Below are 15,658 nucleotides of genomic sequence, written 5' to 3' on the forward strand. Positions count from 1 at the left end.
ATCGGTCAGTGCACCAGCAGCATCGTGAGGACCACGGCTCCGATGCAACTGCAGGTGGTGTTCTTCGCCTTCATGCCGACGGCCAGCATCGTCAGCCCGATGATGCCCATGGCGCCGAAACGCCACTGCACGAGCTGCTCGAATCCGACGACGAGAACGGCGAGGAGGAGGGCGACGACGGGTGCGAGCTGGGTTTCGTTCATGATGGTCCCTCCCTCGGGATGGTGCGCGAACGGCCGGCAAGCTCTGCACCCACACTCCGTTGGATGGGCGAGACGGGACAGACACCGGATCAATCAACTACCCATCAAATTGGCCTGGTTAGCCCTACAAAGGTTGTGCCCTAGCACGAAGGACGTCTAACCAACCTGCCAACTTGGTCGATACAGTTGACCGGAAGTAGACACGAAGGCCAACGTGGCCATACATCCGCATGCATAACCTCACCAAGTCTCCTGCGTCGGACCGGACATCGGCCCGGTCGCACAGGAACACACTCGACCTTCAGCAGCCCAATTACGTACAGGCACGACGCAGTTGTAGGGTGGTGAGGTGACTCAGGACCGCTCCGCTCCGGGCGAAGCCAAGGCGAGTGACCCGAAGTTCGAGCACGTTGCGGACGTGCTGCGGATGGAGATCAGCGACGGCCAGTACCGTTACGGCCAGCGCATCCCCACCCAGCGGGAACTCGTCCAGCGGTTCGCCGTCTCCCGCGACACGGTCCGCCGGGCCCTGCAGGACCTGCAGCACGAAGGCTGGATCGAGTCCCGTCAGGGCAGTGGCGCCGTGGTGGCCCGCAGACCCTCGCACCACACGGGCCCGTCGTCACCGATGGTGCATCTGAAGCCGTACATCGAAGAGGCGTTCGAGGCGCCGACGGTCACGCTCGACCTGATGACCCTCACGGCCGAATCGATGGACGCGCATATTCGGGCCCAGACACTGCGCATCCACAGCGAAGAAATCAAGCCACAGCGCATCGCAGTACGGCTACTCTTGCCCAGCACCGACATCACCCTCGCGCTGCCGCGCTCCGTCGCCGATCCGAACGACGAGCGCCCGCGCGACCGGCATCGAATGCTGACCAAGCGTCATGCCGGCGCGCTGCGCGACGCCATCATCGAGCTGCGCAACCGCGACTTGGTGGAGGACGTCTCGGTCGAGATCAGGACCATGCCCCTGACGCCGATCGCCAAGCTCTACATCATCAACCGCCGCCATGCGCTGTTCGGCATGTACCGCGTGGTCAAGCGGCCGGTGGACGTGAGAGCGGCGGACGACTCGGGCAGGACGGAGAAGCTCGAGATCTTCGACGTCATGGGCCTGGGCGCGACCCTCTTCCCCTTCACCTGTGGCGACACGGAGACGGTGTCCCAGGACGCGACGTTCGTGGATCACGCCCAGCGGTGGTTCGATTCGCTTTGGGACCATCTGGCCCACGACGCTAGGTTCGACGACTGATCGTGATCTCCGACCTCACCCGCCTCCTCTCGACGGTGGTCCACGAGAGGTGGGCCGTCATGTTCGATCTCGACGGCCCCATGTTCGACTTCTACGCCGCCCGCCGCCCCGGCGTACCGCGCCGTGCCCCCGAGACCGCGCGGCTGCTGGAGAAGATTCTCGTCGAGCACGACGAACTGCTCCCGGCGCTGCCGAACCCCGACGACCCGCTCGCCCTCTACTGCGCGGCGCTGGACAGCCTCCGCAACCGGCCGAGTACGCCGCATCGGGAGGCCCTGGACGCGGCGCTGCGTACCTGTCTGGACGACCAGGAGATGGCGGCCGCCACCGAGAGCGCGGTCCCCACACCGGGGGCCGAGGCCGTCCTGTGCGAACTGCACCGGCTCGGCGTCCCTCTGGCCGTGACCTCCAACAACTCGGCCGACGCGATCCGTGTCCTGCTCGGCCGCACCGGTCTCCTGACGGTCTTCGAGGGCCGTGTCTTCGGGCGCTCCGCCGACCACCGGCGCATGAAGCCCCACCCCGATGTCCTGGAACGGGCCCTGGGAACGCTCGGTGCCGCGCCCCGCTCCAGTCTGCTGATCGGTGACTCCGAACCGGATGTCCGGGCCGCCGCCGCCGTCGGCACCGGTTTCCTGGGGTACGCCTGTTCCCCGGGCAAGGCGGAACGACTGAGGGCGGCCGGGGCGGACCACGTCGTCGGCAGCATGGGAGAGATCCACGACGCCCTGCTCCGTGTGGCCGTCGTCTGACGACGAGGCGTCGGCAGGGACGGCGGTGTCCCCTCAGGAACGGCGGTGTCACGTCAAGAACGGCGGAGTCCCCTCAGGAACGGCGGAGTCCCCTCAGGAACGGCGGAGTCCCCTCAGGAACGACGGTGTCCCCTCAGGAACGGCGGAGTCACGTCAGGAACGACGGTGTCCCCTCAGGAACGACGGAGTCCCCTCAGGAACGACGGTGTCCCCTCAGGAACGACGGAGTCCCCTCAGGAACGACGGTGTCCCCTCAGGAACGGCGGAGTCCCCTCAGGAACGACGGTGTCCCCTCAGGAACGGCGGAGTCACGTCAGGAACGGCGGTGACGGGCTGTGGCCCCGCAGCCGCGGAGGCGCGGGCCGTTAAGCACGGAGAAGGCGGGCAAGAGCCCTACGCTGCTCCTTCTCACTCTCCGGAGAGTGCCCCTCGATGACACCCACGGCGGCCTCGCCCTCCGGCCCGCGGAAAGCCGCCTGGCTGACGGCCGACCAGGAGGTCGAGGGTCCTCTCAAGGGCTACCACCACGAGGCGTACGCGGTCCCCCTCCCCCCGGCCAGCTCCCTCAGCGGCCACTTCCGCCGCGCCAAGCTCCGCGAACCGCGGCCCGGTCTCCTCTGGTTCGACCGCCGCTCCTTCGGGAACGAGACCCGGCTCCTCGCCGCGCTGGCCGGGCGCATCCAGCACATACCGGTGATCGACATGAGCCAGGGCTTCCCGCTCCACGGCTTCATCGAGGGCAGTACCCTCGGCGCCGGCCACCCGGTCGGCACCCGCTTACCACCCGGCTGTCTGCGCCAGTTGGGAAAGCTCTTCGAGCAGCTCGTCGCCGTCAAGCCGGGCGAACTAACGGTGGAGCCCGGATGCGGCGGCGAATCGCGGAACCCCGACGGCGACACCACCGGCTTCCTCCGTGGTCTGATCCACTTCACCGAACACCAGGTCCTCCGCCGCCACAACGCCCAGTACGGCGAGCTGTTCTCCGCGCTGGGTGTCCCGCAGGACGGGCTGGGCCGTCTGCACGAGCGGGCGGCCGACCTCGCCCACCGCCCCTTCTGCCTCCTCCACGGTGATCTCCACCGCGAGAACTTCATCGTCGACGCCGACGGCCGGATCTGGACGATCGACTGGGAACTCGCCGCGATCGGTGATCCGTTGTACGACCTCGCCACCCACCTCCACCTCATGGGGTACCCGGAGGAGCAGGAGGCGGAGGCCATCGCCTGCTGGCGCGACGCGGTCGCAGCCAGCCGGCCCGCCTGCCTGAACGGCTGGGAGAAAGACCTCCCGCTCCACCTCGACTTCAAGCGGGCCCAGTCCGTCTGCACGGACGTCATCCGCGCCGCGCTGTCCTTGGGCGACGCCCCGTCGCGGGCGGGCCTGCGGGACGCCGCCGAGCGGATCGCACCCGTACTCGCGCGCGCGGAGAGGGCGTTGGGCATGAGCGGGGTGCCAGGCGTGCGGGAGGTGGAGGCGACATTCCGGGCGTGGTCCGGTACCTAGTGCCGCCCCAGCCCGTACGGCCTACGGTGCGGGTGCCGGTGGAGTGTGCGGGTGCGGTGCCGGTGGGGGTGTGCGGGTGCCGGTGGGGGGAGCGGGTGCCGGTGGGGGGTGCGGGTGCCGGTGCCGGTGGGGCCGGTGCGGGTGCGGGTCAGGGGTGTACGGGTGCCAGGACCGGTCAGTTCGCCTCGTCGGCCGGGGCGACGGACTCCAGCACCACGTCCAGCACCTCCCCCGCCTCCGAGGCGTAGAGCGGGCTGAACCACGCCGGTCCCGCCTCCACCACCGCCCACGGTCCCGCTCCCTCGAAGTCGGCCATCAGGCCCAGGTCCAGGACGAAAGCGCGGGGCAGCGAACGGGCGCGGGCCGTCAGCAGGTCCTTGGCGAAGTCGAGCAGTTCGTCACGCTCGGGACAGTGGGTGAGCGGGGCCGGGTCGAGACGGCAGAAGGTGGCGTACCGGCTGCCCGTTCGGACCTCGCCGTCGAGGACGAAGAGGCGGAACTCGGCGGCGAAAGTGACGATTTCGCTCACCTGCACCGGGGTGGCGTCGGGCAGACCCCCCGGCAGTCGCACCCCCGATGCGTAAACGTCGGTGGGGAAGGCCTTGTCCGCGAGCGGCTTGGCGAAGAAGGGCTGCTGGAGCTGGCGGGCCGCGGAGAGCGGCAGTTCGCGGATCGCCCGGCTGACAAAACGGTAGGGCAGTCGGGAGAGCCAACGCGCCGCCGGTTCCAGCGGTTTCACCCCGATCTGCGGTGCCACGGCGGCGGTGAAGCGCGGCCCACCGTAGAGATGCGCGGGGCGTATGTCCCGCAGTGGTTCCGGTACCCGGCGGCATGGCGGCAGTTGTTCGACGAGCATCCCGCGATCTGCCGCGGCCTGCGCGAGCAGTGCGCCCGAGGAGGTGTATTGCGAGGTGAGAACCAGCAGTCCGGGGTGGGTCACAGGCTCACTCCGGGCCGGGAAGCGCCCATGGCCTCCGGCCCGGGATCCGCGGGAAGCCGGTCTTCGCGTCGGGGCCGGGCAGGGCAGCGGCGGTCGGATCTGCTGTCGGATCTTGGCTCATGTGCGGATCCTACGCAGCCGCCCGCATCCGCTCCCAGGGCACTCCTCGGGAGGGGTACGGGCGGCCGCACGGGGGTGGCCCGGGTGCGGCGATGCGGCGGCGTCAGGCCGTACGGCGGCTGAACAGCACACCGGGAGCGGGCCCACACCCCCGAGGATGCCGCCGCACGACGGCCGTCAGCCGGCCGATTCCCTTCCGGATCAGCCGAGTTCGTGCCCGGTGGTCGCGTCGACGTGATCGGGCACCGGGTCATGCCGGTCGCCGACCGAAGGCGTCCCGGCAGGCTCGAACATCAGGATCGAGGCGCCCGACGCCGAGGAAGGCTTGTGCTCGGTGCCCCGCGGGACGACGAACACGGCACCGCGCTCCAGCGTGACCACTCGCTCACCGCCTCGGGCCCCCGCGGCTCCCTCGCCGTCCGCCCCCTCCCCGGCGTCACGCAGGGCGATGTCGAGCTCCCCGTCGAGGACGAGGAAGAACTCGTCGGTGTCCTCATGCACGTGCCAGACGTGTTCGCCGGCGACTTTGGCGATCCGTACGTCGTAGTCGTTCACCCGCGTCACGATGCGCGGACTCCACAGGGCATCGAAGGCGCTCAGCGCGATCCGGAGGTCGATCGGCTCCGTCGGTCGGTTGCTCACCCCACCATCCTGCGCCCTGATGTGCCCCGGAGCCACCCGCTCGAAGGCCCCCCCTCCGCCACGCCGAAAGGCGGTTGACGGGCACGACCCCGGAGCGCTCCCATGGCCGTCGAGGTCCGCTCCGGTGAAGAAGGTGTTGATGAGCGTCGGCACGATGCACGCCAACGAGCCGAGCACGGACGTCCACCTCGTGCGCCGCCTGATCGCCGGGCAGTTCCCGCAGTGGGCGGACCTGCCCGTCGAACCGTTCCCGTCGTCGGGGACGGTCAATGCGGTGTACCGGCTCGGCGACGCCATGTCCGTACGGCTGCCCCGCATCGAAGGCGGCGCGAAGGACGTGGAGACCGAGCACCGCTTGCTGCCGTGGCTCGCCCCCAAGCTTCCGGTCGCCGTCCCCGCCGTCCTGGCGAAGGGAGTGCCGGGGGAGGGCTACCCCTGGCACTGGTCCGTACACCGCTGGCTCGACGGGGAGCACCCGGTCGTCGGCCGCCTCACCGAGCCCGCCCGCCTCGCCACCGATCTCGCCGCGGTCGTCTCGGCGCTCCGGCGGATCGACCCCGCTGACGCGCCACCCGCTTACCGCGGCGGGCCGTTGACGACGCAGGACGCCGAGACACGGTCGGCCCTGGAGGAGTTGCGGGGAATCATCGACACCGATGCGGCGACGGCGGCCTGGGAGGCATCTTCGGAGGCGCCGGAGTGGTCCGGGCCGCCCGTATGGGTCCACTCCGACCTGATGCCGGGGAATCTGCTCGTCGAGAACGGGCGGCTCAGCGCGGTCATCGACTTCGGGACCGTGGGCGTGGGCGACCCCGCCTGCGATCTGATTCCGGCCTGGAACCTCCTCCCGCCCGGCGCGCGGGGCACCTTCCGCGCCGCGCTCGCGGTCGATGACGCCACCTGGGCACGGGGACGCGGACGGGCTCTGTCGATGGCGCTCATCCAACTCCCGTACTACCGGGACACGAACCCGGCGATGGCGGCCAACGCCCGCCATGTGATCGGCGAGGTCCTCGGCGACCACGGGAGCGTGTGACCGGCGGCCGCCGGCGCGTGTGACCGCACGGGGGCGCGCCGCCGTACGCATCCGCCCACGCGCCACCGCCCCACACCTCCCGACCACGCACCACCGCCCTACGCCCCCGACCCGCCGCGCCACCGCCCTACGCCCCCCACCAGCGCCTCCGGACGGAAGCCGGGCAAGCGCAGATGTCCACGAACCGCACCGACGGGTCGCGATCTCGGGCTTGGACGGATGGACGCCGGCGTCGGGGACCCGGTTGCGCGACCCCTTGACGCCATATCGTTTATCGATAATATCGAAAAACGGCATGACCCAGGGAAGCAGGAGAACCATGAACGACACCACCTGGTGGGCGCGGCTCAACAACCGGGCTCTCGAACTGATCATCGGCCTCGGCCTGTTGCTGGTGGCTTTCGCCGATGTGCTGATCCCGCTCGTCGCCATCGCTGGCCCGGCATCCGGCTCCCACGACGTCCGCGCCGTGCACGTCCGGGCGACCACCGAGATACCCGACGCCGCGGCTTCGGGGTTCGACCGCGGGCCCGTGTCGGTGAGCGGCACCGATCACGCGGTGCTGAACATCGCCGATCCCGACCTCATCGAACGCGTACTGCTCCTGCTTCCGACACTCACGCGGGGCGTGCTGGTCGTGGTGATGCTCCTGGCCGTCCTGCACCTGGCGCAGACCTTCCAGGTGCGCGACTTCTTCGCAGCCCGGAACACGCGGCGCCTCCGGGTCATCGCCGTCACCCTGTTCCTGATCGGCGCCGTCGTCCCGGCCCTGGACGTGATCACCACCCACCTGCTCGTCAGCGGGCACGACGTGCAGTCCACCGTCTGGACCCCGTACGACCTGAAGGTAGGCGTCGTCTTCCTCGCACTGCTCGTCGGCGGCGCCTCCGAGGCGTTCCGCCGCGGCACACGCCTGCACGCCGACACCGAAGGGCTGGTCTGATGCCGCCGGAGGAGCCGCACCAGATCACCTGCCACCTGGACCGGCTGCTCGGCGAACGGGGCATGACGCTGGCGGAGTTGGCCGAAGGGGTCGGCGTGACGGTCGCGAACCTGTCCATCCTCAAGAACGACCGGGCCAAGGCGATCCGCTTCAGCACACTGAGCGCCATCTGCCGTGAACTCGAATGCCAGCCCGGGGAGCTCCTCACCTTCGCGCACAGGGAGGCGGCCGCGGACAGCCCCGCGTGAACCCCTCCCGTGCGATGCGGCATTCGGCCCCGCGGACGATGTCGGTGGACGATGTCGGTGAGTCCGGCGAAGGCGACCGGACGGGTGGGCCGAGGGCTCCCGCACCACCGTGACCGAACCGTCGGCATCCGGTGGAGGATCGGTGAATCGCCGCTCCCAGCGATGTGAATGATTGATGAAGCCCGAGTAAGACGTCCGACGACTGATCTCCCTATCTCTCAACATGGCGGAGCGACGGTCCGCCCGTCCGTTTGGCTGGTGGGGGCGGGCCGGTCCTCCTGATGAAAGGGGCGATCCAGAACGGAGCGGCGGACATCCAGTTGGGCCCTGCTGCAGTGAGTTGAGTTTTGTGAAGATGGCGTGACGACCTACGGACCCTCTTCCGGCGTGACGTGCGTCACTCCGGAGGAGCTGAACCCTCGGCCGATCGCGAGTCTCCTGCCTACGTGACGTGGCCATGCCCGATTCGTAGGGCCGTGGCCGAGGCGAGATTCCGGACGGAGACATCGATGCGAGTTCGAGCCATTTCCGCCACCGCGAGTGCCCTCCTGGTGGCAACCCTGGGCCTGACAGGCTGCGAGGGAAACAAGGGCGACAACGCCGGAGGCGAAAAACCCACCTCGTCCGCGTCGGCCACTTCGAAGGGCAGCGAGGGCAAGGGCGACAGCGGTTCCGGCTCCGGCAACGACGGCAAGGGCAACGGCGGTTCCGGAAAGAGCAATTCTGGCAACAGCGACAACGGCGACATCTCCGGCAGTGGTGGCGGTGACGGCGCCGGCCAGGACGAGGCGCCGCCCTGCACCAACGACATCACCGACGTGAGCTTCGCCCTCGGGGAGGAAGGGTCCGAGACCGAGTACGCGACGTCCCATGTGACGATCGAGAACATCACTGACGAAACGTGTCTCATCACCGGCGGCATCGAGTTCTCGGCGGAGGACGCCGTGATGGTCGACAACGCGGAGCTCAGCGACAAGCCGATCGAGGTGGGGCCGGGAATGAGCGTGTCGGCCCCTGTCGCATACCCCGACGTCCCCCAGGGCGGGGAAGACCCCGACAGCTGCTTGCAGGCGAGCGAGGTCCAGGTCGCCCTGCCCGACGAGGAGTACCGCAATGTCGACGTGACCGACGACAGCGGCGACGTGGGCGTGTTCAGCGTTTGCCAGGCGGATGAGGTGAGTCTCGGCGAGCTCACTCCCTGACCTCCCGGCACGCCCGACCGTGCCCCGGGGGCCCCCGCAGATCCGGGTCGCTCCGCCTCCGGGCACGCCGCTCCGCAGCAAAGCGGCAGAGGCGACGAGCCTTGACCGACCTCGGTGGCGCCGCCCATCTTCTCCCGGCCCCCGAGACGACGCCCCCCGGGGAATTGTGTGCGCGTCATCCCGGATCGCGGATACACCGGACCGAGGGGCGTGCCCGTGACCACGATTCTCCGAGGGGCGGACCGCACTCGGCACATCGGTTGTCCTGCACGCACGACACCGATCCCGCCCGGTCCCAGTCCCCAGCCCTGACATGTTGGGTACGACACTTTTGCAAGCGCCTGCTTGCAAAAGTTAGCACGCGGAGGCAGGATTGAACCATGGCTTCACTCAACGTCGGCAACCTGGGCGAGTTCCTGCGGGAGCAGCGGCGCAGCGCGCAGCTCTCCCTGCGACAGCTCGCGGACGCCGCCGGAGTGTCCAACCCGTATCTCAGCCAGATCGAGCGCGGCCTGCGCAAGCCGAGCGCGGAGATCCTGCAGCAGCTGGCCAAGGCGCTGCGCATCTCCGCGGAGACCCTTTACGTGCAGGCCGGGATCCTCGACGAGCGGGACCGGGAGGGAGTCGAGGTGCAGAGCGCGATACTCACCGATCCGACGATCAACGAGCGGCAGAAGCAGGTGCTGCTGCAGATCTACGAGTCGTTCCGCAAGGAGAACGGACTCGTGACGGGCGACGACAAGCCGGACCACGAAGCCAGCAAACCCTCCAACTGATCCGGGAGAACCCATAGCCATGGCCATCACCGACGACCTGCGCAAGACCCTGACCGACCCGACCCCCCTCTACGTCGCGGCCGGGGCCACCGACCTCGCCGCCGAGAAGCTCCGTGAGGTGCCGGCGCTGATCGAGAAGTTCCGCGCCGAGGCTCCCGAGCGCATCGCGGCCGTACGGTCCACCGACCCCAAGGCCGTTCAGGAGCGGGTGACCAAGCAGGCGAAGGAGGCCCAGACCGTCGTCCAGGCCAAGGTGAACGAGGTCATCGGGAACCTCGACACCGACCTGAAGAAGTTCCGCGACCAGGCTCAGGACATCGCGCTCCAGGGCGTCGGCAAGGCCGCCGAGTACGCGGTCAAGGCCCGTGAGACGTACGACGAGCTCGCCGAGCGCGGTCAGCGGGCCGTCCGGACCTGGCGCGGTGAGACCGCCGAGGAGATCGCGGAGATCGCCGTGGCCGTCGAGCCCGAGCCCGAGGCCGAGGCCGAGGCCGAGGCCGAGGCCGAGGTACAGGCGTCGAACGGCAAGCCCCAGCAGCCGAAGGCCGAGCAGGCCAAGTCGGCGGGCGCGAAGAAGCCCACCCCGGCCCGCAAGCCGGTCGCCAAGAGGCCGGCAGCGAAGCCGGGACAGTGACCGACGGCGCCGGGAACGACCGGAGGGCCGGGCGCGCACCGCGTGCCCGGCCCTCCGGTCGTCGCACGGAGCCCGGTGTGCCCCCGTCCCGTGCACGGAGGCCGGTCGCCCTCCGTGCACGGGACCGGTCGCCACGGGTACGGTGGCGGGCGGGACGCAGCGCGTCCGATGGACTCACGGCTCTCTCTAGGTGGTGGACGGCGTGTTGCGTGAGGGCTTCAACGACGTACTGGACTGGCTCGCCCTCGGCGTGCTCCTGTTCACGGGGTTCGCATTCGGCGACGCCCTGCTCCGGCGCGAGGACGCGTTCCGCGCGGCGGACAAGCAGACCAAGCCGTTCTGGCTGATCATCCTCGGTCTCGCGGTCGTCGTGAACGTCTTCGAGTTCTTCTTCCTCGTGGTCATCGGGCTCATCGCGGCGATCGTCTACATCGTCGATGTCCGGCCCGCGATCAAGTCGCTCCCGGGCGGTGGCCGCGGCGGCAAGCGGCGCGGCAGCAGCTCCGACGGCCCGTACGGGCCCTTCAACGGCGGGCGCTGACCCTTGGCCATGGCGTCGGACGTGGACGCCATCAGCGTTCCCTCGCCCCGGAGGAACGTTCCCTCAAGGTCTTTCGGCCGCTGGTGCCTCAGCACTGCCCGCGGTCGAGCAGCAGCACCGCCACATCGTCGTTGAGCTCGCCGCCGTTGAGCGAGCGCGCCTCCGCCAGTGCCGCGTCCAGCAGCGCCTCCCCGCGCATGCCGGTACGGAGCAGGCGGGCCACCATCGCGACCATGCCCTCCTGGCCGAGCCGCTGCGTGCCCTGCCCTATGCGGCCCTCGATCAGGCCGTCGGTGTACATCATCAGGCTCCAGTCACCGCCCAGCTCGACCTGGAGCCGCGGCCAGCGGGCGCGCGGCAGCAGACCGAGCGCCGGGCCACCCTCCTCGTACGGCAGGAGCTGCGGCCCCAGGCCGGGGCGGACGACGAGGGGTGCGGGGTGGCCCGCCAGGCACAGCCCGGCGCGCCGGCCGTCGGGCGCGATGTCCACGGTGCAGAGCGTGGCGAAGATCTCCTCGTCCGCCCGCTCGTTCTCCAGCACCTTCTGCAGGGTGCCGAGCAGTTCGTCGCCGCACAGGCCCGCGAAGGTCAGGGCGCGCCAGGCGATGCGGAGTTCGACGCCGAGCGCGGCCTCGTCGGGGCCGTGCCCGCAGACGTCGCCGATCATCGCGTGCACCGTGCCGTCCTGCGTGCGGACGGTGTCGTAGAAGTCCCCGCCCAGCAGCGCCCGGCTGCGGCCGGGGCGGTAACGGGCAGCGAAGCGCAGGTCGGAGCCGTCGAGCAGCGGCCGGGGCAGCAGGCCGCGCTCCAGCCGGGAGTTCTCCTGGCTGCGCAGAACCGATTCGGTGAGGCGGCGGTGCGCCACGTCGGCCCGCTTGCGCTCCACGGCGTAGCGGATGGCGCGGTTCAACAACTGCTCGTCGAGCTCGTTGCGGAAGAGGTAGTCCTGCGCCCCGACGCGTACGGCCTCGGCGCCGCGCTCGGCGTCCGCCTCGGCGGTCAGGGCGAGCACCGCGTGACGCGGTGCGAGCTCCAGCACATGACGCAGCGTGTCCAGCTCGTCGCCCTCGCCCTTCCCCTTGCCCGGGACGGCCAGGGCGAGGTCGAGCAGGATGCAGTGCACGTCGTCGGTGAGCAGCCGCTCGGCCTCGGTGAGGTTGCGGGCGGTGCGGATCCGGACCCGTTTGCCCTCGGCGTCCAGCATCTCCGGGAGGTTCAGCGGAACGGCCGGGTGGTCCTCGATCACCAGCAGTGTCAGCCCGGGACCGTGAGGCGCCTCACCGGCGGCCGCGGGCCCGGAGCCGGGTATGGAGGTATGGCCGGGCCCGGCGCTGTCGACCGGCCCGGCTTGCTGCGGCAGCACCGGCCGTTCCGCCCCGGAGCGGACCGGGGTGCCGGCCGAGGCACCTCCCGCAGCGAGAGCTTCCCCTTGCTGCGGTACGGGTACGGGCATTCCTCTTCTTCCTTCCCTCCCCCCGAGGGCACAGCAAACGCCCGACGACGGACGCTGACAGGCGACCCTAGCGTTCCATCGCACCAATGCGGAATGGAGAATCGGAAACCGCACCTGTCATATGCCGCTCCTTGCTGGGCTTTTGACCGGAAGCGAGACAATCGGGGAATGACGAACATCACCCTGTCCATGGGCGACATCACGGACCAGACGGTCGATGCCGTCGTGAACGCCGCGAACTCCTCACTTCTCGGTGGCGGTGGCGTCGACGGCGCCATCCACCGCGGCGGCGGTCCCGAGATCCTCCAGGAGTGCCGGACGCTGCGCGCCTCGCGCTACGAGGACGGGCTCCCGGCAGGCCAAGCGGCGGCGACGACGGCAGGGCGGCTCCCCGCCCGCTGGGTGGTCCACACGGTAGGGCCGGTCTGGTCGGACAGCGAAGACCGGTCGGAGACACTCGCCTCCTGCTACCGCGAGTCGCTGCGCGTCGCCGACGAGCTGGGCGCCCGTACGGTCGCCTTCCCGGCCATCTCGACAGGCGTGTACCGCTGGCCGCTCGAGGACGCCGCGCGCATCGCGCTCTCGGCGGTCCGCGACGCGAAGACGACGGTGGTCACGGAGGCGCGTTTCGTGCTCTTCGGCCGGGAGGCGTACGACGCGTTCGCAACAGCATGGGACGCGCTGCGGGAGGAGCGCTGACCGGCACGCGCGGCGAACCCCCCGAGCGCACGCCCCGCGCTCCCCGCACCTGTCGCGCCGTCAACTCCTGGGCGCGGCAGGGCCGGTGGGCTGCTTGTCCGGGCGTACGACCCCGAGGATCCGCATCGAACCCGCGCCGGCGAGCGTCACCTGCCGGCCGGGCCGCGGGGCGTGCACGATCGCACCCTTCCCGACGTACATCCCCACGTGGCTCGCGTCGTGGTGATAGATGATCAGGTCTCCGGGGCGCATGTCCCGGATCCTGATGCGGGGCAACTGCCGCCACTGCTCCTGCGAGGTGCGCGGGATGGGACGGCCCGCCGCCAGCCAGGCCTGTGACGTCAGCCCGGAGCAGTCGTACGTGTCGGGGCCCTCGGCTCCCCACACGTAGTCCTTGCCGATCTGCCGTGTGGCGAAGGCGATCGCCTTGCGGCCCTTCTTCGAAGCCCGGTCGCTGATCTCGTCGAGCACGCCGGAGTCCAGCCACTTGGCCTGCGCCTCGCGGGCGACCTCGTCCTCCAGCTCGCGCAGGCGCTTCAACTCGTCCTTCTCGAGCCGTTCTTCCACCTTCTTGGCGTCCGCGAGGCGCTTCTTGATCTCCTGCTTCGCGGTGGCCTTTTTCTTTCGGTTCTCCTCGAGCTTCTGCCACTGCTCGCTCGCCGAGTGCGCGTACTCGTCCAGATCGCTCTGCGTCCGGGCCAGCGCGCCCATCAGGCTCTTCGTGGCCTGCTGGCCCTTGCGGGCCAGGTCGGCGTCGTGGAAGAACTCCTCGGGCCTGCTTCTCAGGAGGAGCTGGGCCTGGTCGGGGAGCGAACCGCCCCGGTACTGGGCGCGCGCGAGGGCGCCCGCGCGGTTCTTGAGGCGGTCCATCCTCTTCTGCGCGCGGACGATCTCCTTGGCGATGCGGACGATTTCCCGGGACTGCTTCTCGGAGGCGCTGCGGGCGGCGTTGTACGCCTCGGTGGCCGCCTCGGCCTTCCGGTAGAGCCTCTCGACCTGCTTCCGGACGTCCTCCAGGCTCCGGTCGGCCGACGGTCTCGGCGCGGGCTCGCGGGGCGCCCCGCTCGCCACTCCGGGTACGACCAGCGCACTCATCGCACAGACCAGAGCAGTCGCCGTCACGAGCCCTACGCCCATGCCCCCCTGCCGCCTCACCGGCCACCTCCTGTATCGACCGACCGATCCGCGTTGGTGTCGTGTTGTCCCCGGTGCGGATGTTGCCATGCCTCTCCGTAATGCAACAGAGGCACGTAGTGGTCTCCATCAGCAATGCAACAGAGGCACGTAGTGGTCCCCATCGGCAGAGTCGCCGCTCCGACGGTCGAGGTTCACCTCACGTTCACTCGTGCCCGTCGATCGATTCACCTGATCTGCCTAATTTCAGCCTTACCGGTGGGCCGGTGCGTCCGCCGGACCATGCGGAAATCACCCTCTCTGCTTCGCCGTCCGCCGGCGGGCCCCAGGAAGGAACCTCGAAGGTGAAGCTTCAGCGTAAGAACGGCCGCGGACTGCGCGCCCTGACCGTCGGCGCGGTCGCAGTGTCCGGTGCCCTTGTCCTCACGTCCTGCGGTTCTGACGACAACGCGAAGGACGGCGCGGCCACCAACACGGCCGCCGCCAGCAACATCAAGTGTGACGGTTCGGGCCAGCTCCTGGCCTCCGGATCCTCGGCGCAGAAGAACGCCATCGACGCCTGGGTGCAGACCTACACCACGGCCTGCAAGGACACCCAGATCAACTACAAGGACATCGGCTCCGGCGGCGGTATCACCGAGTTCCTCCAGGGCTCGACCGCTTTCGCCGGCTCCGACTCCGCACTGAAGCCGGAGGAGGTCACCGAGTCCAAGAAGATCTGCAAGGGTGGCCAGGGCATCAACCTGCCGATGCTCGGCGGCCCGATCGCCATCGGCTACAACGTGTCCGGCGTGGACAACCTGGTCCTCGACGCTCCGACGATTGCGAAGATCTTCGACTCGAAGATCAAGAAGTGGGACGACCCGGCGATCAAGAAGCTGAACCCGGACGCGAAGCTCCCCTCCACCGAGATCCAGGCGTTCCACCGCTCCGACGAGTCCGGCACCACCCAGAACCTGGGCAAGTACCTGGGCAAGGCCGCGCCGAAGGACTGGGGTTACGAGGACGAGAAGTCCTGGCCCGCCAAGGGCGGCCAGTCCGCCAGCGGTTCCTCCGGCGTCGCTTCCCAGGTCAAGCAGACCGACGGTGCGATCGGCTACTTCGAGCTCTCCTACGCGACCTCGCAGAAGATCAACACCGTCAAGGTCGACACCGGTGCCGCCGAGCCCGTCGAGGCCACCTCCGACAACGCCTCCAAGGCCATCGCGGCCGCCAAGGTCGTCGGCAAGGGCAAGGACCTCGCCATGGACCTCGACTACACCACCAAGGTCGAGGGCGCGTACCCGATCATCCTGGTCACCTACGAGATCGCCTGCGACAAGGGCAACAAGGCCGACACGCTCGACGCCGTGAAGTCCTTCCTGACCTACACCGCCAGCAAGGACGGTCAGTCGATCCTCACCGAGGAGGGCTACGCGCCGCTCCCCGAGGAGATCGCGAACAAGGTCCGCGAAACCGTCCCGACCCTCTCCTGACCTCGGTGTACGGCCCCGCCCATCTTCAGAAACAGGGCGGGGCCGTACGCCCGAGGTCACCCATCCGGTGCACCGCCGCCAGGGCCACCCCCATCAGGA

The 15,658-nt window shown here is 69.6% G+C and carries 17 protein-coding genes; 12 read left to right on the top strand and 5 right to left on the bottom strand.

Features of this window, described 5'->3' with window-relative positions; genetic code table 11:
* Positions 1-5: 5 nt before the first annotated feature.
* Positions 6-203 carry a hypothetical protein gene (locus AB0M26_RS20840; protein WP_365263282.1) on the bottom strand — a complete coding sequence of 66 codons (198 nt, stop codon included), beginning with the start codon at positions 201-203 and terminating at the stop codon, positions 6-8.
* A gap of 349 nt (positions 204-552) precedes the next feature.
* On the opposite strand from AB0M26_RS20840, the gene AB0M26_RS20845 reads away from it, so the two are divergent.
* The 3 genes from AB0M26_RS20845 to AB0M26_RS20855 all read left to right on the top strand — a co-directional run bounded on the left by AB0M26_RS20845 (position 553) and on the right by AB0M26_RS20855 (position 3,716).
* Positions 553-1,461, top strand: coding sequence for a GntR family transcriptional regulator (locus tag AB0M26_RS20845; RefSeq protein ID WP_365263284.1), 909 nt, complete (start codon positions 553-555; stop codon positions 1,459-1,461).
* Between the two features lie 59 nt (positions 1,462-1,520).
* Positions 1,521-2,213, top strand: a complete 693-nt coding sequence (locus tag AB0M26_RS20850) for an HAD family hydrolase (RefSeq protein ID WP_365263286.1) — start codon at positions 1,521-1,523, stop codon at positions 2,211-2,213.
* A gap of 432 nt (positions 2,214-2,645) precedes the next feature.
* Positions 2,646-3,716: a phosphotransferase gene (locus AB0M26_RS20855; RefSeq protein ID WP_365263288.1), complete on the top strand. Its 1,071-nt coding sequence runs from the start codon at positions 2,646-2,648 to the stop codon at positions 3,714-3,716.
* A gap of 175 nt (positions 3,717-3,891) precedes the next feature.
* On the opposite strand, the gene AB0M26_RS20860 is transcribed toward AB0M26_RS20855, so the two are convergent.
* Both AB0M26_RS20860 and AB0M26_RS20865 read right to left on the bottom strand, forming a co-directional pair.
* Positions 3,892-4,656: an ATP-grasp domain-containing protein gene (locus tag AB0M26_RS20860; RefSeq protein ID WP_365263290.1), complete on the bottom strand. Its 765-nt coding sequence runs from the start codon at positions 4,654-4,656 to the stop codon at positions 3,892-3,894.
* Between the two features lie 321 nt (positions 4,657-4,977).
* Positions 4,978-5,418, bottom strand: coding sequence for a cupin domain-containing protein (locus AB0M26_RS20865; RefSeq protein WP_365263291.1), 441 nt, complete (start codon positions 5,416-5,418; stop codon positions 4,978-4,980).
* Between the two features lie 139 nt (positions 5,419-5,557).
* On the opposite strand from AB0M26_RS20865, the gene AB0M26_RS20870 reads away from it, so the two are divergent.
* The 7 genes from AB0M26_RS20870 to AB0M26_RS20900 all read left to right on the top strand — a co-directional run bounded on the left by AB0M26_RS20870 (position 5,558) and on the right by AB0M26_RS20900 (position 10,798).
* Positions 5,558-6,454, top strand: a complete 897-nt coding sequence (locus tag AB0M26_RS20870) for an aminoglycoside phosphotransferase family protein (RefSeq protein WP_365263292.1) — start codon at positions 5,558-5,560, stop codon at positions 6,452-6,454.
* A gap of 319 nt (positions 6,455-6,773) precedes the next feature.
* Positions 6,774-7,397: a DUF2975 domain-containing protein gene (locus AB0M26_RS20875; RefSeq protein WP_365263293.1), complete on the top strand. Its 624-nt coding sequence runs from the start codon at positions 6,774-6,776 to the stop codon at positions 7,395-7,397.
* Positions 7,397-7,645, top strand: coding sequence for a helix-turn-helix transcriptional regulator (locus AB0M26_RS20880; protein WP_365263294.1), 249 nt, complete (start codon positions 7,397-7,399; stop codon positions 7,643-7,645). The genes AB0M26_RS20875 and AB0M26_RS20880 overlap by 1 nt, the downstream gene beginning before the upstream one ends.
* 509 nt (positions 7,646-8,154) lie before the next feature.
* Positions 8,155-8,847, top strand: a complete 693-nt coding sequence (locus AB0M26_RS20885; protein ID WP_365263295.1) for a hypothetical protein — start codon at positions 8,155-8,157, stop codon at positions 8,845-8,847.
* 380 nt (positions 8,848-9,227) lie between these two features.
* A complete protein-coding gene (locus AB0M26_RS20890; RefSeq protein ID WP_365263296.1) occupies positions 9,228-9,623 on the top strand; it encodes a helix-turn-helix transcriptional regulator in 396 nt (131 codons plus the stop codon).
* Positions 9,624-9,642: 19 nt separating this feature from the next.
* Positions 9,643-10,257 (top strand): hypothetical protein, encoded by a 615-nt coding sequence (locus tag AB0M26_RS20895; RefSeq protein WP_365263297.1) that lies wholly within the window; start codon positions 9,643-9,645, stop codon positions 10,255-10,257.
* 202 nt (positions 10,258-10,459) lie between these two features.
* Complete coding sequence (locus AB0M26_RS20900) at positions 10,460-10,798, top strand: DUF2516 family protein (RefSeq protein ID WP_365263298.1); 339 nt, start codon at positions 10,460-10,462, stop codon at positions 10,796-10,798.
* An 88-nt stretch (positions 10,799-10,886) separates the two neighbouring features.
* Here the strand turns inward: AB0M26_RS20900 and AB0M26_RS20905 are convergent, their stop codons facing one another.
* On the bottom strand, positions 10,887-12,251 hold the full coding sequence (locus AB0M26_RS20905) for a SpoIIE family protein phosphatase (RefSeq protein WP_365263299.1): 1,365 nt from the start codon (positions 12,249-12,251) through the stop codon (positions 10,887-10,889).
* A 168-nt stretch (positions 12,252-12,419) separates the two neighbouring features.
* On the opposite strand from AB0M26_RS20905, the gene AB0M26_RS20910 reads away from it, so the two are divergent.
* A complete protein-coding gene (locus tag AB0M26_RS20910) occupies positions 12,420-12,950 on the top strand; it encodes an O-acetyl-ADP-ribose deacetylase (protein ID WP_365263300.1) in 531 nt (176 codons plus the stop codon).
* A 60-nt stretch (positions 12,951-13,010) separates the two neighbouring features.
* Here AB0M26_RS20910 and AB0M26_RS20915 read toward each other — a convergent pair whose 3' ends face one another.
* The gene (locus AB0M26_RS20915; RefSeq protein ID WP_365263324.1) at positions 13,011-14,087 is read right to left on the bottom strand and encodes an NlpC/P60 family protein; all 1,077 of its coding nucleotides are present in this window, start codon (positions 14,085-14,087) and stop codon (positions 13,011-13,013) included.
* A 341-nt stretch (positions 14,088-14,428) separates the two neighbouring features.
* On the opposite strand from AB0M26_RS20915, the gene pstS reads away from it, so the two are divergent.
* Positions 14,429-15,559 (top strand): phosphate ABC transporter substrate-binding protein PstS, encoded by a 1,131-nt coding sequence (pstS, locus tag AB0M26_RS20920; RefSeq protein ID WP_365263301.1) that lies wholly within the window; start codon positions 14,429-14,431, stop codon positions 15,557-15,559.
* Positions 15,560-15,658 lie beyond the last annotated feature (99 nt).

The organism is Streptomyces sp. NPDC051776, from assembly GCF_040681345.1.
Classification (GTDB): domain Bacteria; phylum Actinomycetota; class Actinomycetes; order Streptomycetales; family Streptomycetaceae; genus Streptomyces.